This is a genomic window from Gallibacterium sp. ZY190522, assembly GCF_054166015.1.
The window spans coordinates 782,650-806,479 of record NZ_CM135118.1; the positions used below are offsets into that span (position 1 = coordinate 782,650).

The window sequence follows — 23,830 nt, forward strand, 5'->3', positions numbered from 1 at the left end:
AAAAATCCCTTGTGGAGAACACAAGGGAAAATTGACATTGATTATTTTATTCCAAACTTTGGTGCTAATTTATCCAAAATACTATTAACATATTTATGGCTATCTGCCGCACCGAATGTTTTTGTAACTTCAATAGCTTCATTGATGACCACTTTGTAAGGAATATCATCAATATATTTAAGTTCAAATGTCGCACAGTCTAAAATAGCGCGTTCGATTGTCCCTAATTCCTCAATTTTACGATCTAAAAAAGGCTCATATTCTTGTTCTAGATTATCGAGATTGTTGACAGTACCATTAAAAAGTTTGCGAAAATAAGTGAGATCCGCACCTTTGGTTTCATCATTGGTAATTAAATCCAACTCAATGCTTTCCGGGCTGTTTTTCGATATAAACCAGGAATAAAGTGCTTGAACAGTACATTCACGAGCACGACGACGTTTACTTGGTTTTTTTTCAGTTTTCATTATTCGGAAATCTGTGCTAATAAATTAACCATTTCCAAAGCTACCAAAGCAGCTTCAGCCCCTTTGTTTCCTGCTTTCGTACCGGCACGTTCAATTGCTTGCTCGATATTTTCAGTGGTCAAAACACCGAAAGCAACAGGGATTTCAGCTTGCATAGCAACTTGTCCTAAACCGCTACTTGCTTCCCCAGCAACGTATTCAAAGTGTGCAGTGCCGCCACGAATAACTGTACCTAAAGCAACAATCGCATCAAATTTTTTGCTTGCGGCCAAACGACGAGCAACTAACGGCAATTCATAAGCACCGGGTGCTTTTACTACAGTGATATTGTCATCTTTTACTTGACCAACGCGAGTTAACGCATCTAATGCACCTTCCAATAAGCTATCATTAATAAAACTATTAAAACGGGCGATAACTACTGCGATTTTCGCATTTGGTGAGGCTATTTGACCTTCTAAAACTTTCATATTCTCTCCAATTCATTGAATAAAAACGGTTGAAGATTCTAGCATAAAAAAACGTTTTCGGGTATGTTGAATAGAATACGTTAAGTCATAACGAAATCAGAAAAAGTAAGCCGGTTTATTTTGCCGGCTTACTTTTCAAAATATTTTAAAAGAGAAGATTGAATTACTCTTTAACAGTTACAAAAATTTGTGAATTATCATTTTTTTCTAACAGTTTTCCAACAGGAATCAAAGAGATATTTTCTTGTATAGCAATATCAAATAATGCTGATTTTGCTTCAGGAGTCACTGCGACCAGTAATCCACCTGAAGTTTGTGGATCACATAGCACAGCCTTCTGAGTTTCATTGATCGGGCTAACTTTATGACCGTAACTATCAAAGTTTCGTTCTGTTCCACCCGGAATGCAACCTTTCTCAATATAATCATAAACACCGTCCAGAGTTTTGAGTTGTGATACATTCACCTCGGCAGCAACACCGGAACCTTCACAGATTTCGATTAAATGTCCGAGCAGTCCGAAACCGGTTACATCTGTCATTGCGGTTACACCTTCCAGCTCTGAGAATTTTGCTCCGATTTTATTCATTCTACACATTACTTCTGCGGCTAAACCGCGATGTTCTGCTTTTAATTTTCCTTTTTTCTCTGCAGTAGTAAGTACGCCGATGCCTAATGGTTTGGTCAAAAAAAGCTCACATCCGGCTTTAGCGGAATTGTTTTTCTTCACTTTATCGATTGGAATAATACCGGTTACCGCTAAACCGAAAATTGGTTCAGGCGAGTCAATAGAATGTCCACCGGCAAGTGCAATGCCGGCTTCTTTACAGGCTTGGCGCCCCCCTTCAACAATGCGTCTGGCAATTTCTGGCGGTAATAGCTTAATTGGAAAGCCTAAAATAGCGATTGCCATAATCGGTTTGCCTCCCATTGCGAAAATATCGCTGATGGCATTAGTGGCAGCAATACGACCAAAAGTGAAAGGATCATCAACAATTGGCATAAAAAAGTCGGTGGTGCTGATAATTCCCATTCCATTGCCAATATCATAAACTGCGGCATCATCTTTGCTTTCATTTCCTACCAAAAGATGTGGATCGATAAATTTTTCTGCTTCGGTATGAAGGATTGTCTCTAAAACTTTAGGTGAAATTTTGCAGCCACAACCAGCACCGTGACTGTATTGAGTTAAACGGATCACATCCGCTACAGTATTTTCAAAATCAATATGGCTATTTGCGTGATTTGTCATAGGTTTCACTCCGTTTCTATAAAGAACAACTATTGTGTTATAGCTTAGCACTTTCTATCTGACAAAAGCCAATATGGATCACATTTTTAAAAAAAAGAGAGAATTTATGATTTATTAAGTGAATATATTGTTTTAATGGTGTTTGATTTATGTTAACAATGGCGTAGTTCTACATTCGGTAGAAGGCTATTATGGACTGAAGGAGATTATATTATGCATAAAATTTCTTAATTTAAATCAACGCTAAGAAAGGTGTATATTTTAAGATTTTGTACAAAAAATATGTTGAGGTTAGCGTTAAAATCAAAAAAATGCTGAATAATCAAGTAAAATATAAGCGTGTTATTTACAAATGATGGTAATTAATTTATTAATGACAGTAATTCTATAAAAAATAGAAGAATGATTAATAAGTAAGGAGTATTAAGATGCAGAATTCATTTAAAAAATCATTACTGATGGTAGCACTTGGATTTGGTGTAACAACAAGTGTAATAGCGGCAAATGTGCCAGCAGGTACTCAACTGGCAGATAAACAAGAATTGGTTTGGAATATCAGTGCTAATCCGGCAACGTTAGATCCACAAAAAATGGAAGGCGATGTTGAAGGGAATTATTCACGGCAACTTTATGAAACATTGGTTACTTCTGATGCAAAAGGTCATATTATTCCTGGAGTAGCTACTTCTTGGGAACATAGTGAAGATTTTAAAACGTGGACATTTCATCTTCGTCCGGAAGCAAAATGGTCTAATGGTGATCCGGTCGTAGCCGGTGATTTTGTTTATGCGTGGCAACGTTTAGCTGATCCTAAAACTGCATCACCATACTCCAGTTATTTGGATTTCTTAAAATTGGCAAATGCGGAAAAAGTGATTGCAGGCAAGGCTCCGTTAACTGATCTAGGAGTAGAAGCGAAAGATGATCATACGTTAGTGTTGCATTTAACAGAATCCGTTCCTTATGTAGATAAATTGGTTGAACATTATGTATTGTCACCTGTGAATCCGAAAGTAGTGGAAAAATTTGGAGAAAAATGGACAGCGCCAGAAAATTTAGTAGGCAACGGTGCTTTTGTTTTGAAATCACAAGTGGTTAATGAAAAAGCAGTGCTAGAGCGTAATCCACATTATTGGGATAATGCAAATACTGTTTTGACAAAAATAACGTTATTACCAATTGAATCATCTGCAACAGATATTTCTCGTTATCGTGCAGGTGATGAAGATATGACCGGTAAAGAAATTCCAATTGAATTATTTGCTAAATTAAAGAAAGAGTTGCCGGATGAATTACATATTTCACCATTACTTTGTACTTATCTTTATGAAGTCAATACTGCAAAAGCACCGTTTGATAATGATAAAGTTCGTAGAGCATTATCGTTGGCGTTAGATAGAAATATTATTACTGATAAAATTTTACAGCAGGGGCAAACTCCAGCATATATTTTTACGCCGCCATTTATTAATGGGGCAGAAAAAATGAAAAATCCAGAATGGGCGAGCTGGGATCAAAACAAACGTAATCAAGAGGCAATCAAATTACTTAAAGAAGCAGGTTACGACAAATCTCATCCATTGACTTTCAATTTGCTTTACAACACTTCTGATAATCACAAAAAATTAGCCATTGCGGCACAATCTATCTGGAAGAAGAATTTGCAAGGTATCGTAAATATCAATTTAGAAAATCAGGAATGGAAAACATATCTTGATTCACGTCATCAGGGTAATTACCAAATGGCAAGAGCAGGTTGGTGTGCGGATTATAATGAAGCAAGTACATTCTTGAATTATTATCTTTCAAACAGTGCAAATAATACAGCTTTCTATAAAAGCAAGGCGTATGATGATTTGATCGCTTCTGCTTTTAAAACACAAACTGATGAAGAACGAGCAGATGTATATGCCAAAGCAGAAGCGCAATTAGATGCAGATACTGCAATGGTGCCAGTTTATCATTACGTCCAACCACGCTTAATCAAACCTTGGGTGAAAGGCTTTGCTGATGCACATCCAGGGCAAAATTACTATTTGAAAGACGTTTATATTATTAAACATTAATTTTTATATTGCCCGTTCCATTTACCGATGGAACGGGATTTTGTAGTTGGCTTTTCGCCATTTTATTGTGGGATTTGTGTATGCTTAAATTAATTTTTCGCCGAATTTTAGAGGCGATTCCTACGCTGTTTGTCCTTATTACTGTTTCTTTCTTTATGATGCGTCTTGCCCCTGGCAGCCCTTTTTCCAGTGAAAAAAATTATCCGCCGGAAGTTATCGCAAATATTGAAGCAAAATATCATCTCAATGAACCGTTAATGGTGCAATATGGTCTTTATTTAAAAAATTTGGCTCACGGTGATTTTGGGCCGTCATTTAAATATAAAGATTATACTGTGAATCAATTAGTAGCGCAGGCGTTTCCTGTTTCACTCAAATTAGGTTTTTCTGCTTTTATTTTAGCTTTAGTATTTGGTATTTCTGCTGGAGTGATCGCAGCATTGAAGCAGAATAAGTGGCTGGATTATTTGATAATGACATTTGCGATGACAGGGGTAGTTGTGCCGAGTTTTGTTGTCGCACCGTTATTAGTGCTAATTTTCTCAATTACCTTGAAACTGCTTCCATCCGGTGGTTGGAATAATGGGCAATTTATTTATATGTTGATGCCGATGGTAGCGTTATCTTTGTCTTATATTGCCAGTATTGCACGTATTATGCGTAGTTCAATGATTGAAGTATTGCATTCAAATTTTATTCGTACTGCAAAAGCAAAAGGTTTGCCAATGAGTCGTATTGTATTGAAACACGCATTGCGTCCGGCGTTATTACCGGTGATTTCTTATATGGGGCCAGCATTTGTCGGTATTATTACTGGTTCTATGGTGATTGAAAGTATTTTTGTATTGCCGGGAATCGGGCAGCTTTTTGTAAATGGCGCATTAAATCGTGATTATTCGTTGGTATTAAGTTTAACGATTTTAGTTGGTACATTGACTATTGTTTTTAATGCGATTGTGGATATTTTATATGCTGTGATTGATCCGAAAATTCGCTATTAATGGAGTTGTAAAAATGTTAAAAACAAAAGAAAACCAAGCGTTAATGGAAAAATTAGGCGAACAGTTGGAAACAGTCGATGGTCGTAGTTTGTGGCAAGACGCACGTCGCCGCTTTTTTCGTAATAAAGCCGCAGTAGCGAGTCTAATCATTCTATTCTTCATTATGCTATTTGTGATTTTTGCTCCAATGTTGATGCCGTTCAGTTATGAGGATACGGATTGGGCAATGATGACAAATCCGCCGGATTTTGAATCTATGCACTATTTTGGTACAGACTCTTCTGGTCGTGATCTATTGGTACGTTTGGCTATTGGTGGACGTATTTCTTTATTGGTCGGGATCGCCGGTGCGTTTATTGCTGTGTTAGTTGGCACGCTTTACGGCGCAACTGCCGGTTATATTGGTGGTAAAACCGATGCGGTGTTGATGCGTATTTTGGAGATTCTTTATTCATTTCCGTTTATGTTCTTTGTGATTTTGTTAGTCACCTTCTTTGGTCAGAATATTTTGTTGATCTTCGTGGCCATTGGGATGGTATCTTGGCTTGATATGGCTCGTATTGTGCGCGGTCAGACGCTTAGTTTGAAACGTAAAGAATTTATTGAAGCAGCTATTGTTTGCGGTGTGTCTTCTCGGCAGATTGTGTGGCGACATATTGTGCCAAATGTTTTGGGCGTTGTTGTAGTTTATGCTTCTTTATTGGTGCCGGGAATGATTTTATTCGAATCGTTCTTAAGTTTCTTAGGATTGGGAACACAAGAGCCGTTGAGTAGTTGGGGGGCATTGTTAAATGATGGTTCTAAATCAATGGAGGCAGCGCCTTGGTTATTAATTTTCCCAGCCATTTTTTTAGTAATTACGCTGTTTTGTTTTAATTTTATTGGTGATGGCTTGCGTGATGCGCTTGATCCTAAAGATCGATAAGGCGAGAAAAATATGACAATTGAAAAACAACCTCTCCTTGATGTTCAAGATTTGCGTGTAACATTTAAAACGCCGGATGGCGATGTTACCGCAGTGAATAATTTAACTTTTACTTTAAATGCCGGTGAAACCTTAGGCATTGTCGGTGAATCCGGTTCAGGCAAATCGCAAACCGCCTTTGCGTTAATGGGGTTATTGGCGGATAACGGACGTACCGCCGGTTCCGCACGTTTTAATGGTGAAGAAATTTTGGGGTTACCCGAAGCGCAATTAAACCGACTCCGTGCAGAGCAGATTGCTATGATATTCCAAGATCCGATGACTTCATTAAATCCTTATATGAAAATTGGTGAACAGTTAATGGAAGTGCTGATTTTACATAAAGGATATGATCGGAAACAGGCTTTTGATGAGTCAGTGAAAATGCTTGATGCGGTGAAAATGCCGGAAGCGAGAAAACGGATGAATATGTATCCGCACGAATTTTCTGGTGGGATGCGTCAACGTGTAATGATTGCAATGGCATTGTTATGTCGCCCGAAATTATTGATCGCAGATGAGCCGACAACCGCATTGGATGTGACCGTTCAAGCACAGATTATGACTTTATTGAATGATTTAAAACGAGAGTTTAATACCGCAATTATTATGATTACTCACGATTTAGGAGTAGTAGCAGGGAGTTGCGATCAAGTATTAGTAATGTATGCTGGTAGAACAATGGAGTATGGTACAGCAAAAGAGATTTTTTATCAGCCGACACATCCTTATTCTATCGGTTTAATCAATGCCGTACCGCGTTTGGATACGGAAGAAGAGCAGTTGACCACCATTCCGGGAAATCCGCCAAACCTATTACATCTGCCAACCGGCTGCCCGTTCCGACCACGTTGCCAGTTTGTCAGTGAACAGTGTAGCAATACACCGCAATTAACGGCATTCGGCAATAATCGCTTGCGTGCCTGCTTTGTTGATGTACAGGAAATGATATTAAGAGGAAAAGCATAATGAGTAATTTATTGTTGGAAGTTAGAGATCTGAGTGTGCATTTCCAAGTACAGAGCAGTGAAGGTTTCTTTTTTAAGAAAAAACAGACATTACATGCAGTTAATCATGTTTCATTTAAATTGTATGAAGGTGAAACATTAGGTGTAGTAGGGGAATCAGGCTGTGGAAAATCGACATTAGCAAGAGCAATTATCGGTTTGGTAAAATCCGCTGGCGGTAATATCTTATGGCTAGGAACAGATCTGAGTAGTCAATCTGAAAAAGAATGGCACGCCACTCGCAAAGATATTCAGATGATTTTCCAAGATCCATTAGCATCATTGAATCCTCGAATGACTATTGGCAATATTATTGCAGAGCCGTTAAAAATTTATTTTCCTGAATTATCAGCAGAAGAAGTGAAATCCCGTGTACAAGCAATGATGCTTAAGGTGGGATTATTACCAAATTTAATTAATCGCTATCCACACGAATTCTCTGGTGGGCAATGTCAACGTATTGGTATTGCAAGAGCATTAATTATTGAGCCAAAATTGATCATCTGTGATGAGCCGGTATCGGCACTTGATGTATCCATTCAGGCACAAGTAGTGAATTTGTTGAAGTCACTACAAAAAGAGATGGGGTTATCACTTATTTTTATTGCTCACGATTTGGCGGTGGTAAAGCATATCTCAGATCGTGTGTTAGTAATGTATTTAGGCAATGCGGTGGAGTTGGGAACCTATGATCGTGTTTATCATCAAACCAAACATCCATACACTAAAGCATTAATGTCAGCGGTGCCAATTCCTGATCCAGATTTGGAAAAAGATAAGCAAATTCAGTTGTTGGAAGGTGATTTGCCTTCACCTATTAATCCACCTTCAGGTTGTGTTTTCCGTACTCGTTGCCCGATAGCAGATACGGAATGTACCTTAACTAAACCAAGATTGTTAGGAGACAAACAGCATTTAGTCGCTTGTTTTAAGGTATAGGTGTGAGCTAGATCACAAAAAATATCGCCCACTGCTAAAAACAGTGGGCGATTGTATTTATAGAGATAAAATCACTGGATTTTTTTTAATAGAATGAGTATATTTGCGAACAGTTGTTAGCTGAAATAAAGAAGGTTATTTTTATAATGCAAAATTATACTCAAACGCTTTCCCATTTTGTCGATGTAATTCGTCAACAAAGTGAAAAACTTTCTCAACGTACAGCATTACGCTATTTCGATCATCAACATAAATTACAAGATATTTCGTGGCAAAGTTTTCACCAGCAAAGTGAACAGCTCTCCCGAGCATTATTGACATTAGGTATAGGTGTTCAGGATAAAATCGGTATTTTTGCTCAAAATATGCCACAATGGACAATCGCAGATATTGCAATTTTGCAGATTAGAGCAGTAACTGTGCCGATTTTTGCAACCAATAATGAAATTCAAACGAAATTCATCATTAATCATTCCGAAATGAAAGTGCTGTTTGTTGGGAATCAAAAAGAGTATGATGTAGCACTTTCTATTGCACCGTATTGCCCAAAATTAGAAAAAATTATTGCCATGCAACCACTTGATTTACGTGATGTGGAAATGGGGATTAGCTGGCAAGATTTTATTGCAACTGCTAGCGATGAATCACGTGAGCTATTAGTGCAAAGATTGACACAGAAATCAATGAAAGATCTTTTTACCTTGATTTATACTTCAGGTACAACTGGTGAACCGAAAGGTGTAATGTTAGATTACAATAATTTGGCACATCAATTGACCACCCATCAACAAACGTTAATGAAAATTGATGGTAGTGATGTTTCTTTATCTTTTTTACCGTTATCTCATATTTTTGAACGTGCTTGGGTTGCCTATGTGTTATCACAAGGTGCAGTGAATGTTTATCTGGATGATCCACATAAAGTAAGAGAAGCACTGTCCATAGTGAAACCGACGCTAATGTGTGCGGTGCCACGTTTTTATGAAAAAATTTATGCAACGGTCTTTGATAAAGTGAAACAGGCACCGTGGCTACGCCAACAGATTTTTTATAATGCGTTGCGAATTGGTAAATTCGCATTACGCTATCAGCAGAAACAACAACCTTTGCCGTTTTGGTTAAAGCCATTATATCAGCTTGCAGATCGCTTAGTATTCAGTAAGTTGCAACGAGTGCTTGGTGGACATATCCGAATGATGCCTTGTGGTGGAGCGAAATTAGAACCTGAAATTGGTCTATTTTTTCACTGTATTGGCGTTAATATTAAATTGGGTTACGGAATGACAGAAACTACAGCAACGGTTTCTTGTTGGTCTGATTTTGGTTTTGAATCAAATTCAATTGGGCAAATTATGCCAGGCACAACAGTAAAAATTGGTGATGAAAATGAAATTTTGGTGAAAGGCGGGGGTGTAATGAAAGGGTATTTTAAAAATCCGGAAGAAACCGCAAAATGTTTTACCGAAGATGGCTTCTTAAAAACAGGTGATGCCGGTTATGTTGATGCTGAAGGTAATTTGTTTATGACCGATCGCATAAAAGATTTAATGAAAACTTCAACTGGAAAATATATTGCTCCCCAAGCAGTGGAGGGCAAATTATTGCAAGATAAATTAATTGAGCAGATTGCTGTGATTGCTGATGCCAGAAAATATGTGTCAGCTTTGGTGGTTCCTTGTTTTGACACGTTGGAAGAGTATGCAAAAAAACTCAATATTCAGTATCAAAATCGGTTAGATTTGATTAAAAATACAGCGATTGTTGAAATGTTTGAAAAACGAATTAATGAATTACAAAAAGAGCTACAAGGGTTTGAGAAAATTAAAAAATTTACTTTGTTACCAAAAGCATTCTCAATTGAACTTGGTGAGATTACACCGACCTTAAAACTACGACGTAAGGTAATTTTACAACGTTATCACGCTCTGATTGAAAAAATGTATCAATAAACGTCCAATAAATGCGGTATTGCTTTAGGGTAATACCGTATTTTCTTTTAAAAAATCCAGTAGAATTTGCTAAAAATATTATATTCCATCTAATTTATCAGCATAAAAATCCATAAAATTATATTTTTTACTTCAATTTGCCATCCAATCCGTATAAACTTCCTGCTTTAAAATTAATACCTAAGGGAAAGTATATGTTATCTAAAAAAGATATTTTAATTCTGGGTATGATGATTTTTTCGCTGTTTTTGGGTGCAGGGAATATTATCTTTCCACCGATGGAGGGTTATCATGCCGGTTCAAGTTGGTTGTGGGCTGCGTTAGGTTTTATTTTAACCGGCGTTTTTATGCCGTTTATTACCTTGATTGTGGTAACGGTGCGTGGGCGCGGTGAAGCGTTATCTACCGATCTTCCGCCGTGGGTTGGTGTTGTATTTTGGTCAATTCTCTATTTAATCATTGGTTCAACATTTGCAATGCCTCGTGTTACTAACGTTGCTTATGAAATGGCGTGGCAGCCTTTAAATATTTATAACGGTGAGCATTCTCATATTTTATTCGCATTAGTGTTTAATATTATCGGAATGAGTTTTATGCTTGGTCGTAGCACAATGATTTCAACGATTGGTAAATTTATGGCTCCGATTTTATTGGTGTTATTGATTGTTGTCGGTATTGGTGTTGTGTCTGATCCATTGTCCGAAATTATTGCACCATCCAGTAATTATGCTGAAGGCTCTGCTTTAGTCACTGGTATGATTGGTGGTTATCAGACAATGGATGTGCTTTCAGCAATGGCATTCGGTGGAATTGTAGCACGAGCTTTCGCAGTAAATAATGTTACCAATAGCAAAACAATAGTTCGTTATACATTAGCTGCTGGAGTAACTTCAGTAGTTTTACTAAGTGGTTTATATCTTTGTTTATTTTATCTGGGTGCAACTGGAGATATGGTGGCATCAACTTCTACCAATGGCGGACAAATTTTCTCACGTTATATTAATGAGTTATTTGGTTCAACTGGTTTGTGGATTATGAGTGGCATTGTGATGTTAGCGAATTTAACAACGTTAGTTGGTGTAACCAGTGCTTGTGCAGATTATTTTTCTCGCTTTCATCCTCGTTTAAATTATCCATTTTTTGTAGTGCTGTTTACAATTGCGACAATTATTATTTCTGAAACCGGTCTGGATACACTTTTGCGAGTAACGATTCCTGCATTGTTGTTGATTTATCCGGTAGCAATTATGCTAGTGGTATTACAGATTGTGCGGAAAAAACTGCCGGTAGTGAGCTGGAGTTATAATGCCACTATCGCACTAACAACACTGTTCAGTTTGTGTGATAGCTTGAAAAATATGGGCTTGTTGCCACAAGGCGTAGAAAAATTGTTAAGCTATTTACCGTTTTATCAAGAAGGTTTGACTTGGTTAATCCCGGTATTGTTAATGTTGTTATTGACAATTATTGTTGGTAAATTTTCTGTGAAAAAACAGCATTAATTTCAAGTAGATATGAAAAACAGTGTGCGAAATAATTCGTACACTGTTTTTTAGATTATTGTTCCTCTTCTTCAATCTCATCTGCCATAGCTGCCAATAAATCGCGGCATAATTGTGCCAGACTGCGATAAAATGCGGTTTGTGCGTGAGCTTCAATCTGTCCAAGAAAACGCCCGATAGTTGGCAATAAAAAAGTTTGGAACAGTTGTCGCTGTGCCTCAAGCGAACCAATTTGATCTTCAATCCAAGCAGCCGTCAATAAGGGCAATGCAATATGATCACTGTCAGCGACTTCAGGCATTGCACGTTCTTGCCGAAATGCTTTAAATTGTTCAACATCAACACCGTAAGCAGAGAGTTTAAAATCGACAGATTGTTGCAAATGTTGATAATCTTGGCTTAATTGTTCTAGTGTCCAACCTGATGTTAATTGCGTCAGCGCAGTGTCGGTTTGTGGATCAGTAGCTAAATCCCAAATGGTTTTAACGCCTGCTTGTTGTAACCATTGCAATGCCGGCGCAAGAATTGGATCTTGCGGTTGACGTTGAAAAAAATTACCGAATAAACGGCATAAAATAGAAAAATGATTAATTTCGACCTGTTCGTCCATATTTGTCCTAACTATTAGAGAAATTATGAATTAAAACTGTATAAAGGGCGTAAGTTTACTATAATTCCTGCGGAAAGATAATGAATTTAGGAGTTTAAATGAAATATATCGGAGCGCACGTCAGTGCATCGGGAGGCGTTGAAAATGCGGTATTACGCGCAGTTGAAATCGGTGCAAATGCTTTTGCGTTATTTACAAAAAATCAGCGTCAATGGAAAGTTGCGCCATTAAAACAAGAAAATATCAATAAATTTAAGCAATGGTGCGAAAAATATCACTTTTCTGCGGCACAAATTTTACCGCACGATAGTTATTTGATTAATTTAGGCCATCCGACAGCAGAAGGATTAGAGAAATCAAGAACCGCCTTTATTGATGAAATGCAACGATGCCATCAGCTCGGCTTGCAATTATTAAATTTTCATCCGGGTAGCCATTTACAACAAATTGATGAACTGGATTGTCTAAAACGGATTGCGGAATCCATTAATATTGCGGTTGATACTGTGCCGAATGTGGTTGCCGTAATTGAAAATACTGCCGGTCAAGGTTCAAATTTAGGCTGGCGTTTTGAACATTTGGCGACCATTATTGAAAATGTGGAAGATAAAAATCGGGTTGGTGTTTGTTTGGATACTTGTCACACTTTTTCTGCCGGTTATGATTTGTCGACTTTAGCGGCGTGTGAAAAGACATTTCAACAATTTTCGGAGATTGTCGGTTTTCAATATTTGCGAGGAATGCATTTAAATGGTTCAAAAACGCCTTTAGGAAGCCGAGTGGATCGTCACGACAGTTTGCAGTCAGGCACAATTGGCACTGCTGTTTTTGAATATATTATGCCTGATCAGCGCTTTGATAATATTCCGCTTATCTTGGAAACCATTCATCCGGAAATCTGGAAAGATGAAATTTCTTGGCTGCGTTCGTTAGAAAAACGTTAAAAAATAGCCAGAAAATTTGAAGCTTTTCACAAAAACAGCCTTTTCTATTAAAAATAACTGGTCATACGTGTTGTTTTTCGGTAGGATTGATGCCAATTTTTGAGTTTTGATTATTTTCACTTATTTTTGAGTTATGTTTTATCGAATTCTGGTATCAGTCTGTTTTTTACTGTTAGCTGCGTGTAGTAGTCATCCCGGCACGCAGTCAGCTTCTACATTATTTTCCGAAGACGATGATCCTATCCAAGCTTTAATCCTCAAAACCAACGCGAAAGAACGCGTTATCATCAATAAAAAATTAAATAATTTCTATCAGGAATGGATTGGTGTTCGTTATAAACTTGGCGGAACCGGGAAGGATGGCATTGATTGTTCCGCATTTGTACAAACTGCATTTGCAGAAAAATTTCATATTAGCCTGCCAAGAAGCACTTCAGAACAAAAATCTTTAGGTTATAAAATTCAAAAAGGTCAATTAAAACAAGGTGATTTGGTTTTCTTTAGAAAAAATCGTCACGTTGGAATTTATTTAGGCGATGATCTTTTTATCCATTCCAGTACAAGTCAGGGCGTTACTATTAGTTCTTTGAATGAAGATTATTGGTTAAGAACCTATACACAATCCAGAAGAGTATTAAATTAAGTATTTACTAGATAGCTAAACGTTAAAGCCACTCTTTTGAGTGGCTTTTCGCTATAAATGGATTTTCAGTTTATTCAGCAACGGTGAAATGTTGATGTAAATGAGCTTTTTGTTCTGCATCATCTGCAAGCGCTGCTGCTAAATCAGGCAGACTAATATCAGCAGGTTGCCCATTTTTATCCAACAGAACGTGATTTCCACCAATACGATAATGCCTTGTTGCCTCAAATTTGACTGGATTGACGGCAAACATTGCCGCTGGCGATACAAATGCCCAGTTTAATTGTCTATTTTGTTTTAATTGAACCAATAATTGACCAATAGCATTGGCAATAGGATAGATAGCTTTAGGAAACTCTTTAGTATCAATAAGTTGCAACTCAGATGACACATAAAGACAGCCAGCACCGCCAACAATTAATAAATAAGGCACAGCTGCTTGTTGTGCTGCTTGCAAAATAGATTGCATTCCTTTGTTATAATCAGCGACTAAATTTGGATTTTCCCAACCGCCGTTGAAAGCACTGATCACCGCATCAACATTAATAAGTTGCTCAGCTAATTGTGTGGAATTGACATCTAATTGTATAGCGGTAAAGTTATCCGCTTTTCGGTAGTGAATCGGCGTGACGAGAAATTCCTATTACTTGATGACCACGAGCAACTAATTCAGCAGTTACCGCTTTACCAATTAATCCAGTTGCTCCAATTACAGCAATTTTCATATTAACTCCTTACTCTGTCTGTTATTTAAAAAACAACTTTATTATAGACAGCTATTTTATTAAAGAGTAGTCTAGTATTCTTTAAAATACTTTTAACTATTAGTTTAGAATATGCAGAAAAATTATTATCAACAACTTCTGTTTTTACACACTATTGTGCAAAGTGGCAGTATTTCAGCTGCTGCTAAAAAGTTAGAAATTAGTGCAGCGGCAGTGAGTAAATCATTGCAATCCTTAGAGCAAGAAATGGGATTTCCGCTTATTTTACGTACTACAAGAAAATTGGTATTAACAGAAGCCGGAGAAAAACTGATTCAGCAAACGAAAGAAGCCGTTTATGCAATTGAAGATGCTTTCGAAAGTTTGAGTAGTGCCGCTAATCCACCATCAGGAACGGTAAAAATTACATTACCGCAAGTTGCTTTTTATATTGCTATTCAGCCGATTTATGCCCAATTTTGTCAGCAATATCCCAATATTCAACTTGAATTGTCTATTAATAATGCGATAGTTGATATTGTGGATCACCATTTTGATTTAGGAATACGATTCGGGCATAGTATTGAGGAGGGAATGATTGCTCATCAACTTACGGCACCAATGCGAGAAGGATTATTTGTCAGCAAAGAATATGCGCAAAAATATGGTGTTCCACAATCCATAGCAGATCTCAAAAACCACCGATTTATCGGACATCGGTTTATGACGCATAATCGTTTAAACCCATTAACACTAAGTATAGATGGTGAAGAACGGCAAATTTCCCTTGAAACACAATTAATTTTTAATGACACTGAAATAATGATGGATGCAATTATTCAAGGAATGGGAATTGGTCGAATCTTTGATTTGCGTTATCAACAGTTAAGATTACAACAAGAATTAATACCAGTGTTAGAACCTTATTGGCGATCATTTCCTGCTTTTTATCTCTATTATTTCCCTAGGCATCAACAATTGAAGAGAGTAAAGGTTGTTATTGAATTTTTGTTAGAAGAGAGGAATAAATTAGCAAAATGACAAGTACAGTAGGTCTTTTCCTACTGTACTTCTTATTAGCAGAATTTTTCACCATTAAAGGAGGCTTGATATATTTTTTCAATATCTGCTTTTTGTAGAGCTAGAGGACTACGACTTAACAAACGCTTTTGTAAAATAGCAGCATCTGTGAGAGTAGGTATTGCAGATGATGGAATGTTAAACTCTTTTTCAAATAAGGCAATATATGAAATTAGTACGATCGAAATAGATGAAATGTAGTCTCAAAAAAGAGAAATTTATACATATCTCTACAAGAAAGATTAAAAAATTACTATAAAATTTTTGAGGAAAAATTGGGATTGGTTGCGGGGGCTGGATTTGAACCAACGACCTTCGGGTTATGAGCCCGACGAGCTACCAAGCTGCTCCACCCCGCGTCAGATGTGCGTTATTATACACTCTTTTGAATTTTTTACAAGATTTTTTTAAAAATTAAAGTTTTTTTGATAAAAAATAGTCAAAATGGTGTCTTTATTTTCGATATCGATATTTAATACTTTCGTTATAGAAAAAGCTATTGATCAAATACGGCTAAAAAAATATTGATTTCAGATAGGCAGAACCAAGCATCAATTTACATAATGGCGTTCTTTAGCGTTATAAAAAGTTCAATAAAAATTGATAGAGTCAAACAAGCTCAATTTAGTTATTTTTCATGTTAAATTCGTTAAATCTTGTAACATTTAAAGAAATTTTTTGGTGCAATTCATTTCTTTAGTGATCATTTTGGATCATTAAACAGACAATATTATAGTATTCAATACTGTATAACCATACAGTAATTATGCTGTAAAAAATGGCATTGCTTTTCTATATCTATATGATTTAAAAATAGAAATACTACAAATAAAAAAATCCCCTTTATTCGGGAAAAATAAAGGGGCAAACATTTGGAGTCATATTTTAGGGTACGGACAAGATTATATAGCGTTACATTTTATATTGCAATAACATTTTTAATATTTTTTTAACTTTTTTAACTTTTTTTCTCGCCGTGTGGATCTCTTGTATTTGTATTAGTTAAATTTCGCATCAATAACGCATAATCTAAACAAATATCTTTCGGTATGGGAATAAATACATAATGTCCGTCTCCTAAAGCCGCTTCAACCGATTCACCTTTGCGGTTAAACATCTGATTAATAGTGAAAACAATGTTCCCTTTCGGTGTCATCATTTCAACTTCATCTCCGAGTAGGAATTTATTTTTCACAGCAATTTCTGCCATTCCATTTTTATGAACACCGGTAAATTCACCAACGAACTGTTGTTGATAGGAAACAGAGTAGCCATAGTCATAATTTTGATATTCATCGTGAGTATGACGACGTAAGAAACCTTCGGTGTAACCACGGTGAGCTAATGATTCTAGGGTTGTTATTAGGCTTTCGTCAAAAGGCTTTCCGGCAGCTGCATCGTCAATTGCTTTACGATAAACCTGAGCGGTTCTAGCGCAATAATAGAAAGATTTTGTTCTTCCTTCAATTTTTAAAGAATGTACGCCCATCTGCGTTAATGTTTCAACGTGTTGCACAGCACGTAAATCTTTAGAATTCATAATATAAGTGCCGTGTTCGTCTTCAAATGCTTGCATCTGTTCGTCTGGGCGTTTGCTTTCAGTCAATAGAAAAACTTTATTGGTTGTTGCGCCTTCACCTAATGTTGGCGCAACATTTTTCACCGGAATCACATTATTCGGATCGACAATATTACCGATTTCATCTTCTTGCCCCTCTTTTACTTGGTATTCCCAACGGCAAGCATTGGTGCAAGTGCCTTGGTTCGGATCTCTTTTATTGATATATCCGGAAAGCAAGCAGCGACCGGAATAAGCCATACAAAGTGCACCGTGTACAAAAACTTCTATTTCAATGTCCGGCACTTGTTTGCGAATTTCAGCAATTTCATCAAGAGAAAGTTCGCGCGAAAGGATAACGCGCGTTAACCCCATTTGATGCCAAAATTTTACACTTGCCCAGTTGACGGCATTAGCTTGAACCGAAAGATGGATCGGCATCTGCGGGAAATGCTCACGAACCATCATAATCAAACCGGGATCGGACATAATTAATGCATCCGGTTGCATTTCAATCACTGGAGTTAAATCTTTAATAAATGTTTTTAATTTTGAGTTATGCGGTGCGATATTGACAACAACATAGAATTTTTTGCCTAAGGCGTGAGCTTCATCAATACCGATTTTTAGATTAGCGTGGTTAAATTCGTTGTTGCGAACACGTAAACTGTAACGAGGTTGTCCTGCATAAACTGCATCAGCACCATAAGCAAAGGCGTAACGCATATTTTTTAATGAGCCGGCAGGAGAGAGCAGCTCAGGTTTTGCATAAGTTTTTGTCATTTTTTAATTCTCTTTCTGATCTCAGGTCAGGTTATACCGCAACGGGTATAAATATAAAGGCGTGAATTGTAATCAGCGCCTGCACAGAATGCAAGCGCGAAATAAGTGTTGAGGTTAATTCAGTTTAGGTGGCTGCTGTTCCAGTTTTTGTTGCCAAAGACATTGATCACCACTTTTTTTATTAATTAATGAGAGATACTCTTGATGTGCTTGAATTTCTTCCGCAGAAGGCTTTAACACAAATAATTTTCGTGGTGTGTCGCTATGTTGAATTTGTTGTTGCACTTCCTGTTGTTGAACAGCCACAGCCGGTTCAGTATCTAACTGCAAACTGCCTTGTCCGCCGGTCATTGCCAGATAGACATCTGCCAGAATCTCCGCATCCAGTAAAGCGCCGTGCAGTGTACGTTTACTGTTATCAATCCCTAAACGGCTACATAATGCATCTAAAGAGTTTTTCTTTCCGGGATAGAGTTGACGTGCGACTTTTAGTGAGTCGGTTACCTTACATAACTGATTGGTAGTCAAAGCTTGCCCTTGTAAGGCGAATTCTTGGTTCATAAACGCCACATCGAAGGGCGCATTATGAATAACCAGTTCAGCACCTTTAATAAAATCAATAAATTCTTGTGCGACTTCTTTAAAACGAGGCTTATCCGCCAAAAATTCATCAGTAATGCCGTGAACTGCAACTGCTTCCGGATCAACCTGTTGATCCGGTTGCAAGTAAACGTGGAAATTACGTCCGGTGTAACGTCTATTGACTAACTCCACCGCACCGATTTCAATAATGCGATGACCGATTTGCGGTTCGCTGGTTCCGCTCATTCCAGTAGTTTCGGTATCGAGTACTACAATTCTGTTTTCATCCATTTGCATAGTGATTTTTCTTTTTCAGATTAACGCTCTATAATTGGGCTTCATTTTAACAACACTTGTTTTAATATGCTAAAAAAAATCGACATTTTTACAGACGGTTCTTGTCTAGGAAATCCCGGAGCTGGGGGAATTGGGATTGTGTTACGCTATAAACGACACCAGAAAGAAGTTTCGCAAGGGTATAAACTGACAACGAATAATAGAATGGAGCTGCTGGCTGCGATTACCGCCTTGAATTTATTGAAAGAACCCTGTGCGGTAACACTTTATAGCGATAGTCAATATTTGCGTAAAGGAATTACGGAATGGATCCAGAAATGGAAAAAAAATCAGTGGAAAACAGCACAAAAACAGCCGGTTAAAAATCAAGATTTATGGATTGCGTTAGATCAAGCAATCGCTCCACATCAAATCGAATGGCAATGGGTAAAAGGACATGCCGGTCATCCGGAAAATGAGCGTTGCGATGTGTTAGCTAGAGAAGCAGCATCAAATCCATCTCAAGAAGACATAGGTTATAAACCATAATATAGGTTAGTTTTTAATGCTATTTTTATTTTTTAAATAGCATTAAAAACCATAAATTTGATTTTTTTAGCATAATAAGTTAGTATTTTTGAGCTTTAAGCATATTTTATTGGGAATTTTGATATTTCTATCTAATAAAAGTAGTTGAATTTTCTACTATTTTCTATCTTTTTAGAATTTCAAATTGTTTATTGGAATTCGCTCATCAAATGTTAGCAATATTGCTGATCATACAATCAATGAGGAGAATTTATTTTGCGTTTACTGCATTATTTAAAGTCGACGAGTACATTTAAAGCACCAATTTTTTTACCTAGTCTATTATTTATTTTGTTAGTGACTGGATTAGGAATTATTGTGCCAGAAACGACACAAAAGTTGCTGAATGATATAAAAAATAATATTTTTGATAACTTTAGCTGGTTTTATGTCGTTGCTGTTTCAATATTTATTCTGTTTTTATTATTGCTTTGTGCCAGTAGTTTAGGAGATATAAAATTAGGCACTGAAAATGAAGAACCTGAATATCCCTTTATATCTTGGATGGCAATGTTATTTGCTGCCGGAATGGGGATCGGTTTGATGTATTTTGGTGTAGCTGAACCGATTTCGCACTATGTTGCGCCATTAACTGAAAATGCCTCACATACGGAAAAAGTGGAAAATGCACTGTTACTGTCCTTTTTCCACTGGGGAATTCATGCTTGGGCAATTTATGCAGTAATTGGCTTAACGTTGGCTTATTTTAGTTTTCGTTATAAATTGCCATTAACAATCCGCTCCGGATTTTATCCTATACTGAAACATCGAGTGTCCGGTTTTTGGGGGCATTTGATTGATATTATTGCACTATGTAGTACAGTTTTCGGGGTGACAACAACATTGGGATATGGAGCAATGCAGCTTGATGCTGGATTGCACGCAGTTGGATGGATGGATGATCGCAGCTTAACGACACTGTCTGTGATTATTGTAGTGGTGATGACATTGGCAGCAATTTCAGCTATCACCGGCGTAGCAAAAGGCGTGCGACGTTTAAGTGAAATTAATTTAGGAATGGCAATTTTATTAATGATTTTCGTCTTAATTGCCGGCCCAACGATTTATCTGTTCAGCAATTTTTCAGAAAATGTTGGAAATTATCTTAGTAATTTCATTGAGTTAAGTTTTAAAACTTTTGCTAATGAGCCAGAGAAAAAATCGTGGTTTAATGGTTGGACAGTGTTGTATTGGGCGTGGTGGGTTTCTTGGGCGCCTTTTGTGGGACTATTTATTGCCAAAATTTCTAAAGGTCGTTCAATTCGTGAGTTTATTTTAGGCGTATTATTTGTTCCATCTTTGTTTAATGCTTTATGGATGACTATTTTTGGTGATACTGCAATTTGGGCAGATCAGCAGTCGCAAGGTGCACTTTCTGCATTGAGTGATAATACCGAAGCGCTTTTGTTTGCTTTTTTTGAACAGCTACCTGGTTCGATAATTGCTTCATTAATTGCAATGCTGATTATTGCATTGTTCTTTATCACTTCGGCAGATTCAGGTATTTATGTGATTAATAATATTGCTTCACAAGGGAAAGATAAAGCACCAGCATGGCAAAGCGTGTTCTGGGCAGTGTTGTTGGCGTCGTTAGCTATTGCATTACTTCGTTCAGGTGGTTTGGCAGCATTACAGACAATGACATTAATTATTGCATTGCCATTTACTTTAATTATGCTATTCCTTTGCTTAGGATTATGGCGAGGATTGATGGTGGACAGCCAGTATTTCTCGAAAAAATTTGCACACGGCAGTTCAGTTTGGAGTGGTAAAAACTGGCGAGACCGCTTAAATAAAATAATGAGTCAACCACAACGTGCTGATATTAAAGCCTTTTTTGATAAAATTGTTATTCCGGCATTTACCGAAGTGGAGTCTGAATTAAAAAATTATGGTTTAAATGTGAAAATCAAGTCATATTCACAATTACGTATTGCATTAGTGATTAAAAATGACAACATTCATAACTTTTTATATGGTGTTGCCAGCGAAAAGCGTTCATTATCCAATCTATTGATTGAGGATGACAGTTTACCGCATATTGAACAGCATAATATTTATGAACCGATCACTTTTTTTAATGATGGTAGAGAGGGCTATGATGTGCAATATATGAGTAAAGATGAGTTAATCGTTGATATTCTGAAACAGTATGAACGTTATATGAATCTGGCTTTAGATGATACGCACAGTTTGTTGTTGAATGATCTTTCTTAATTGAGATAAAGTGGTGTGGATCAATTCACACCACTTTTTTCGTATTTTTAACAAAAATTCGGTGATGATTAGTGAAAACAGTAGAAAAATATCCTACTGTTTTTCGATATTATTGTGCCATTTTCTTTGCGGAATGGAGAAAGCCTTGCGCTGTAGTGTAGATAGCTTCTTTTCCTTGTGCGGCGAGTAGCATATCAACAATCTCACGGAATGCACCTTTGCCACCACTTGCTTTAGTAACAATGTCTACTTGGGATTTAATATAATCCGCAGCATCGGCTACGGTTGCAGTAACACCACATACATTAAATGCTGGTAAATCAACACTGTCATCACCAATATAAAGTACTTCAGAAGCTTGAACGCCAGCTTGTTGCATTAGTGCGAAACAGGCACTCTCTTTTTCCAGTTTTCCTAAAGCAAACAGAGGAATTTTTAAATCAGCAATCCGCCTTCTTAACACCTTAGAATCGCGACCGGATAAAACGGCGACTTGAATGCCACTTTCTAATAACATTCTGGTTCCTAAGCCATCACGGGCATTAAAGATTTTAAATGCTTCAACACCTTCGCTACTTTCGCCATAATAAAGTGAACCATCGGTTAAAACGCCATCAACATCGGTGATCACTAGTTTGATGTTGGCGAGTTTTTGTTGGATTGTTGACATAGATCCTCCTTAGCTTGAAAATTCATATAAGCCGACAACCTGCTGTTGATCATCGACTACCACAAGTGAATGGATTTTATTTTGACGCATAAAATCTTCTGCTTGACCTAAATAACTGTTTTGATTGATAGTTTTTGGGGTTGCAGTCATAAAATCTTGAGCCTGTTTTTGTAATACAGCCTCTCCATAGCGGCTCATTGCTCGGCGGATGTCGCCATCAGTAATAATACCCTGTAACTTTTTATCTTGCATAATTAACGCAACTCCCATTCGTCCTTCATTCATTACAGTTAAACAGTCAAGGAAGATAGTATCGGCACGAACAATAGGAAGAGTAGTTTGCATTTTATCACGAACCTTGCAGAGTAAACGACGACCTAAACTACCTCCAGGATGAAATTTGGCAAAATCTTTCGCTTGGAAATTACGAGCTTTGATTAATGAAACTGCTAAAGCGTCACCTAATGCCATTGTCACCAACACAGAAGTGGTTGGTGCTAAATTATTAGGACAAGCTTCACGTTCAACACTGATATCTAATACATAATCAGCATGTTTTGCTAAAGTGGATTGTAAATTACCGGTCATCGCTATGATTTTATTGCCAAAGTTTTTCAAACTCGGAATTAATTTATTTACATCATCGGTTTCACCGCTATAGGAGATTAGTAACACTACATCAATCGGTTTTAGCATACCTAAATCGCCATGGAATGCTTCTGTTGGATGTAGAAAGAAACTTGGGGTACCGGTTGAAGCAAAGGTAGCGACCATTTTTTTGCCGACAAGCCCGGATTTTCCAATGCCACCAATCACAAGACGCCCTTGGCAGTACAAAATCAATTCGACAATTTGTTGAAAATTTTCAGGAAGTTGTTGTTGTAATCGAATAAGAGCCTGATGTTCGATTGCTAACGTATCTTTAGCAATTTGCAAATAATCCATAATTTCTCCAATTACGCAATAAAAATTGCCAAATATTTTAATCGGTTAGGGAGAAAAAAGCGAATAAAAACACAAATTTAAACTTTTACTATATTCCAAAGCAAAAATCCGCTATACTTCGCGTCCGAGTTAGCCAGACAATCGCTGGTTTATTGAAGCCCTCAACCGTGAAAACGACCTAGGGGACAAGTAGACGAGAGGAAAGTCCGAGCTACATAGGGCAGAGTGCCGGATAACGTCCGGGAGGCGCGAGCCTACGACCAGTGCAGCAGAGAGCAGACCGCCGATGGCTCGTTAGAGATCAGGTAAGGGTGAAAGGGTGTGGTAAGAGCGCACCGCGTGAGTGGTAACAGTTCACGGCATGGTAAACTCCACTCGTAGCAAGACCAAATAGGAACTCAATGGGTGGCCCGCTCAGAGTTCGGGTAGGTTGCTTGAGCGGCTATGCAAATAGTCGTCTAGATGAATGATTGTCCACGACAGAACTCGGCTTACCGGCTAACTCATTTTTCATTTTTTCTCTTCTTGTGATAAATACAATTGCCTTTTTACTGTTAAATTTTAGATAAGCCAAAACAGTATTAATCTAAATTAAAAAGGCTTCCTTGAGAGA

General features: G+C 37.3%; 22 protein-coding genes, 1 tRNA gene and 1 other RNA gene. 13 read left to right on the plus strand and 11 right to left on the minus strand.

Annotation, left to right across the window (positions count from 1 at the left end):
- Positions 1-41: 41 nt before the first annotated feature.
- The 3 genes from nusB to selD form a co-directional block, all read right to left on the minus strand.
- Positions 42-467 carry a transcription antitermination factor NusB gene (gene nusB / locus ACXPAV_RS03980; protein WP_039170861.1) on the minus strand — a complete coding sequence of 142 codons (426 nt, stop codon included), beginning with the start codon at positions 465-467 and terminating at the stop codon, positions 42-44.
- Positions 467-937 (minus strand): 6,7-dimethyl-8-ribityllumazine synthase, encoded by a 471-nt coding sequence (gene ribH, locus ACXPAV_RS03985; protein WP_458004128.1) that lies wholly within the window; start codon positions 935-937, stop codon positions 467-469. Before ribH ends, nusB begins: the two co-directional genes overlap by 1 nt.
- Positions 938-1,100: 163 nt before the next feature.
- Positions 1,101-2,189 carry a selenide, water dikinase SelD gene (gene selD, locus ACXPAV_RS03990; RefSeq protein WP_065233343.1) on the minus strand — a complete coding sequence of 363 codons (1,089 nt, stop codon included), beginning with the start codon at positions 2,187-2,189 and terminating at the stop codon, positions 1,101-1,103.
- Between the two features lie 428 nt (positions 2,190-2,617).
- Between selD and ACXPAV_RS03995 the strand changes: the two genes are divergently transcribed.
- From ACXPAV_RS03995 to brnQ, 7 genes are all read left to right on the plus strand, one after another.
- The gene (locus ACXPAV_RS03995) at positions 2,618-4,255 is read left to right on the plus strand and encodes an ABC transporter substrate-binding protein (RefSeq protein ID WP_458004129.1); all 1,638 of its coding nucleotides are present in this window, start codon (positions 2,618-2,620) and stop codon (positions 4,253-4,255) included.
- Positions 4,256-4,335: 80 nt separating this feature from the next.
- Complete coding sequence (gene oppB, locus ACXPAV_RS04000; protein WP_039170853.1) at positions 4,336-5,256, plus strand: oligopeptide ABC transporter permease OppB; 921 nt, start codon at positions 4,336-4,338, stop codon at positions 5,254-5,256.
- A 13-nt stretch (positions 5,257-5,269) separates the two neighbouring features.
- The gene (oppC, locus tag ACXPAV_RS04005) at positions 5,270-6,181 is read left to right on the plus strand and encodes an oligopeptide ABC transporter permease OppC (protein WP_039081168.1); all 912 of its coding nucleotides are present in this window, start codon (positions 5,270-5,272) and stop codon (positions 6,179-6,181) included.
- Between the two features lie 12 nt (positions 6,182-6,193).
- On the plus strand, positions 6,194-7,189 hold the full coding sequence (gene oppD / locus ACXPAV_RS04010) for an oligopeptide ABC transporter ATP-binding protein OppD (protein WP_458004130.1): 996 nt from the start codon (positions 6,194-6,196) through the stop codon (positions 7,187-7,189).
- The gene (gene oppF, locus ACXPAV_RS04015; protein ID WP_039170847.1) at positions 7,189-8,166 is read left to right on the plus strand and encodes a murein tripeptide/oligopeptide ABC transporter ATP binding protein OppF; all 978 of its coding nucleotides are present in this window, start codon (positions 7,189-7,191) and stop codon (positions 8,164-8,166) included. The genes oppD and oppF overlap by 1 nt, the downstream gene beginning before the upstream one ends.
- Positions 8,167-8,312: 146 nt before the next feature.
- Positions 8,313-10,115: an AMP-dependent synthetase/ligase gene (locus ACXPAV_RS04020; protein ID WP_458004131.1), complete on the plus strand. Its 1,803-nt coding sequence runs from the start codon at positions 8,313-8,315 to the stop codon at positions 10,113-10,115.
- Between the two features lie 194 nt (positions 10,116-10,309).
- Positions 10,310-11,617, plus strand: coding sequence for a branched-chain amino acid transport system II carrier protein (gene brnQ, locus ACXPAV_RS04025; protein WP_458004132.1), 1,308 nt, complete (start codon positions 10,310-10,312; stop codon positions 11,615-11,617).
- A gap of 55 nt (positions 11,618-11,672) precedes the next feature.
- Here the strand turns inward: brnQ and ACXPAV_RS04030 are convergent, their stop codons facing one another.
- Positions 11,673-12,227, minus strand: coding sequence for a TorD/DmsD family molecular chaperone (locus tag ACXPAV_RS04030; RefSeq protein WP_458004133.1), 555 nt, complete (start codon positions 12,225-12,227; stop codon positions 11,673-11,675).
- A 98-nt stretch (positions 12,228-12,325) separates the two neighbouring features.
- Between ACXPAV_RS04030 and nfo the strand changes: the two genes are divergently transcribed.
- Both nfo and ACXPAV_RS04040 read left to right on the plus strand, forming a co-directional pair.
- The gene (gene nfo, locus ACXPAV_RS04035; RefSeq protein WP_013744943.1) at positions 12,326-13,171 is read left to right on the plus strand and encodes a deoxyribonuclease IV; all 846 of its coding nucleotides are present in this window, start codon (positions 12,326-12,328) and stop codon (positions 13,169-13,171) included.
- Positions 13,172-13,304: 133 nt separating this feature from the next.
- Complete coding sequence (locus ACXPAV_RS04040) at positions 13,305-13,814, plus strand: NlpC/P60 family protein (protein WP_458004134.1); 510 nt, start codon at positions 13,305-13,307, stop codon at positions 13,812-13,814.
- 70 nt (positions 13,815-13,884) lie between these two features.
- On the opposite strand, the gene ACXPAV_RS04045 is transcribed toward ACXPAV_RS04040, so the two are convergent.
- Positions 13,885-14,436: an NAD(P)-dependent oxidoreductase gene (locus tag ACXPAV_RS04045; protein WP_458004389.1), complete on the minus strand. Its 552-nt coding sequence runs from the start codon at positions 14,434-14,436 to the stop codon at positions 13,885-13,887.
- On the minus strand, positions 14,414-14,539 hold the full coding sequence (locus ACXPAV_RS04050; protein ID WP_245176453.1) for an NAD-dependent epimerase/dehydratase family protein: 126 nt from the start codon (positions 14,537-14,539) through the stop codon (positions 14,414-14,416). The genes ACXPAV_RS04045 and ACXPAV_RS04050 overlap by 23 nt, the downstream gene beginning before the upstream one ends.
- A gap of 111 nt (positions 14,540-14,650) precedes the next feature.
- Between ACXPAV_RS04050 and ACXPAV_RS04055 the strand changes: the two genes are divergently transcribed.
- A complete protein-coding gene (locus tag ACXPAV_RS04055) occupies positions 14,651-15,559 on the plus strand; it encodes a LysR family transcriptional regulator (RefSeq protein ID WP_458004135.1) in 909 nt (302 codons plus the stop codon).
- Between the two features lie 321 nt (positions 15,560-15,880).
- Here the strand turns inward: ACXPAV_RS04055 and ACXPAV_RS04060 are convergent.
- From ACXPAV_RS04060 to dnaQ, 3 genes are all read right to left on the minus strand, one after another.
- Positions 15,881-15,957, minus strand: a tRNA-Met gene (locus tag ACXPAV_RS04060).
- A 599-nt stretch (positions 15,958-16,556) separates the two neighbouring features.
- Positions 16,557-17,939 (minus strand): prephenate-dependent tRNA uridine(34) hydroxylase TrhP, encoded by a 1,383-nt coding sequence (gene trhP, locus ACXPAV_RS04065; RefSeq protein WP_458004136.1) that lies wholly within the window; start codon positions 17,937-17,939, stop codon positions 16,557-16,559.
- A gap of 114 nt (positions 17,940-18,053) precedes the next feature.
- Entirely contained in the window at positions 18,054-18,824 is a 771-nt protein-coding gene (dnaQ, locus tag ACXPAV_RS04070) for a DNA polymerase III subunit epsilon (RefSeq protein ID WP_416106726.1), read from the minus strand.
- A 60-nt stretch (positions 18,825-18,884) separates the two neighbouring features.
- Between dnaQ and rnhA the strand changes: the two genes are divergently transcribed.
- Together rnhA and ACXPAV_RS04080 are read left to right on the plus strand one after the other, a co-directional pair.
- The gene (rnhA, locus tag ACXPAV_RS04075; protein WP_039170818.1) at positions 18,885-19,346 is read left to right on the plus strand and encodes a ribonuclease HI; all 462 of its coding nucleotides are present in this window, start codon (positions 18,885-18,887) and stop codon (positions 19,344-19,346) included.
- A gap of 255 nt (positions 19,347-19,601) precedes the next feature.
- On the plus strand, positions 19,602-21,602 hold the full coding sequence (locus ACXPAV_RS04080) for a BCCT family transporter (protein ID WP_458004137.1): 2,001 nt from the start codon (positions 19,602-19,604) through the stop codon (positions 21,600-21,602).
- A gap of 109 nt (positions 21,603-21,711) precedes the next feature.
- Here ACXPAV_RS04080 and ACXPAV_RS04085 read toward each other — a convergent pair whose 3' ends face one another.
- Together ACXPAV_RS04085 and ACXPAV_RS04090 are read right to left on the minus strand one after the other, a co-directional pair.
- Positions 21,712-22,263 (minus strand): KdsC family phosphatase, encoded by a 552-nt coding sequence (locus ACXPAV_RS04085; RefSeq protein WP_197494831.1) that lies wholly within the window; start codon positions 22,261-22,263, stop codon positions 21,712-21,714.
- Positions 22,264-22,281: 18 nt separating this feature from the next.
- Positions 22,282-23,217, minus strand: coding sequence for a KpsF/GutQ family sugar-phosphate isomerase (locus ACXPAV_RS04090; protein ID WP_458004138.1), 936 nt, complete (start codon positions 23,215-23,217; stop codon positions 22,282-22,284).
- Positions 23,218-23,342: 125 nt separating this feature from the next.
- Between ACXPAV_RS04090 and rnpB the strand changes: the two genes are divergently transcribed.
- Positions 23,343-23,727, plus strand: an RNA gene (rnpB, locus tag ACXPAV_RS04095) — RNase P RNA component class A.
- Positions 23,728-23,830 lie beyond the last annotated feature (103 nt).

Coding starts and splice junctions, on each gene's coding strand:
- selD (WP_065233343.1), bottom strand. CDS start 2,189: ATGACAAATCACGCAAATAGCCATATTGATTTTGAAAATACTGTAGCG.
- ribH (WP_458004128.1), bottom strand. CDS start 937: ATGAAAGTTTTAGAAGGTCAAATAGCCTCACCAAATGCGAAAATCGCA.
- oppF (WP_039170847.1), top strand. CDS start 7,189: ATGAGTAATTTATTGTTGGAAGTTAGAGATCTGAGTGTGCATTTCCAA.
- ACXPAV_RS04055 (WP_458004135.1), top strand. CDS start 14,651: ATGCAGAAAAATTATTATCAACAACTTCTGTTTTTACACACTATTGTG.
- ACXPAV_RS04030 (WP_458004133.1), bottom strand. CDS start 12,227: ATGGACGAACAGGTCGAAATTAATCATTTTTCTATTTTATGCCGTTTA.
- trhP (WP_458004136.1), bottom strand. CDS start 17,939: ATGACAAAAACTTATGCAAAACCTGAGCTGCTCTCTCCTGCCGGCTCA.
- oppB (WP_039170853.1), top strand. CDS start 4,336: ATGCTTAAATTAATTTTTCGCCGAATTTTAGAGGCGATTCCTACGCTG.
- ACXPAV_RS04020 (WP_458004131.1), top strand. CDS start 8,313: ATGCAAAATTATACTCAAACGCTTTCCCATTTTGTCGATGTAATTCGT.
- oppD (WP_458004130.1), top strand. CDS start 6,194: ATGACAATTGAAAAACAACCTCTCCTTGATGTTCAAGATTTGCGTGTA.
- ACXPAV_RS04040 (WP_458004134.1), top strand. CDS start 13,305: ATGTTTTATCGAATTCTGGTATCAGTCTGTTTTTTACTGTTAGCTGCG.
- nusB (WP_039170861.1), bottom strand. CDS start 467: ATGAAAACTGAAAAAAAACCAAGTAAACGTCGTCGTGCTCGTGAATGT.
- oppC (WP_039081168.1), top strand. CDS start 5,270: ATGTTAAAAACAAAAGAAAACCAAGCGTTAATGGAAAAATTAGGCGAA.
- nfo (WP_013744943.1), top strand. CDS start 12,326: ATGAAATATATCGGAGCGCACGTCAGTGCATCGGGAGGCGTTGAAAAT.
- ACXPAV_RS03995 (WP_458004129.1), top strand. CDS start 2,618: ATGCAGAATTCATTTAAAAAATCATTACTGATGGTAGCACTTGGATTT.
- brnQ (WP_458004132.1), top strand. CDS start 10,310: ATGTTATCTAAAAAAGATATTTTAATTCTGGGTATGATGATTTTTTCG.
- ACXPAV_RS04090 (WP_458004138.1), bottom strand. CDS start 23,217: ATGGATTATTTGCAAATTGCTAAAGATACGTTAGCAATCGAACATCAG.
- rnhA (WP_039170818.1), top strand. CDS start 18,885: ATGCTAAAAAAAATCGACATTTTTACAGACGGTTCTTGTCTAGGAAAT.
- ACXPAV_RS04050 (WP_245176453.1), bottom strand. CDS start 14,539: ATGAAAATTGCTGTAATTGGAGCAACTGGATTAATTGGTAAAGCGGTA.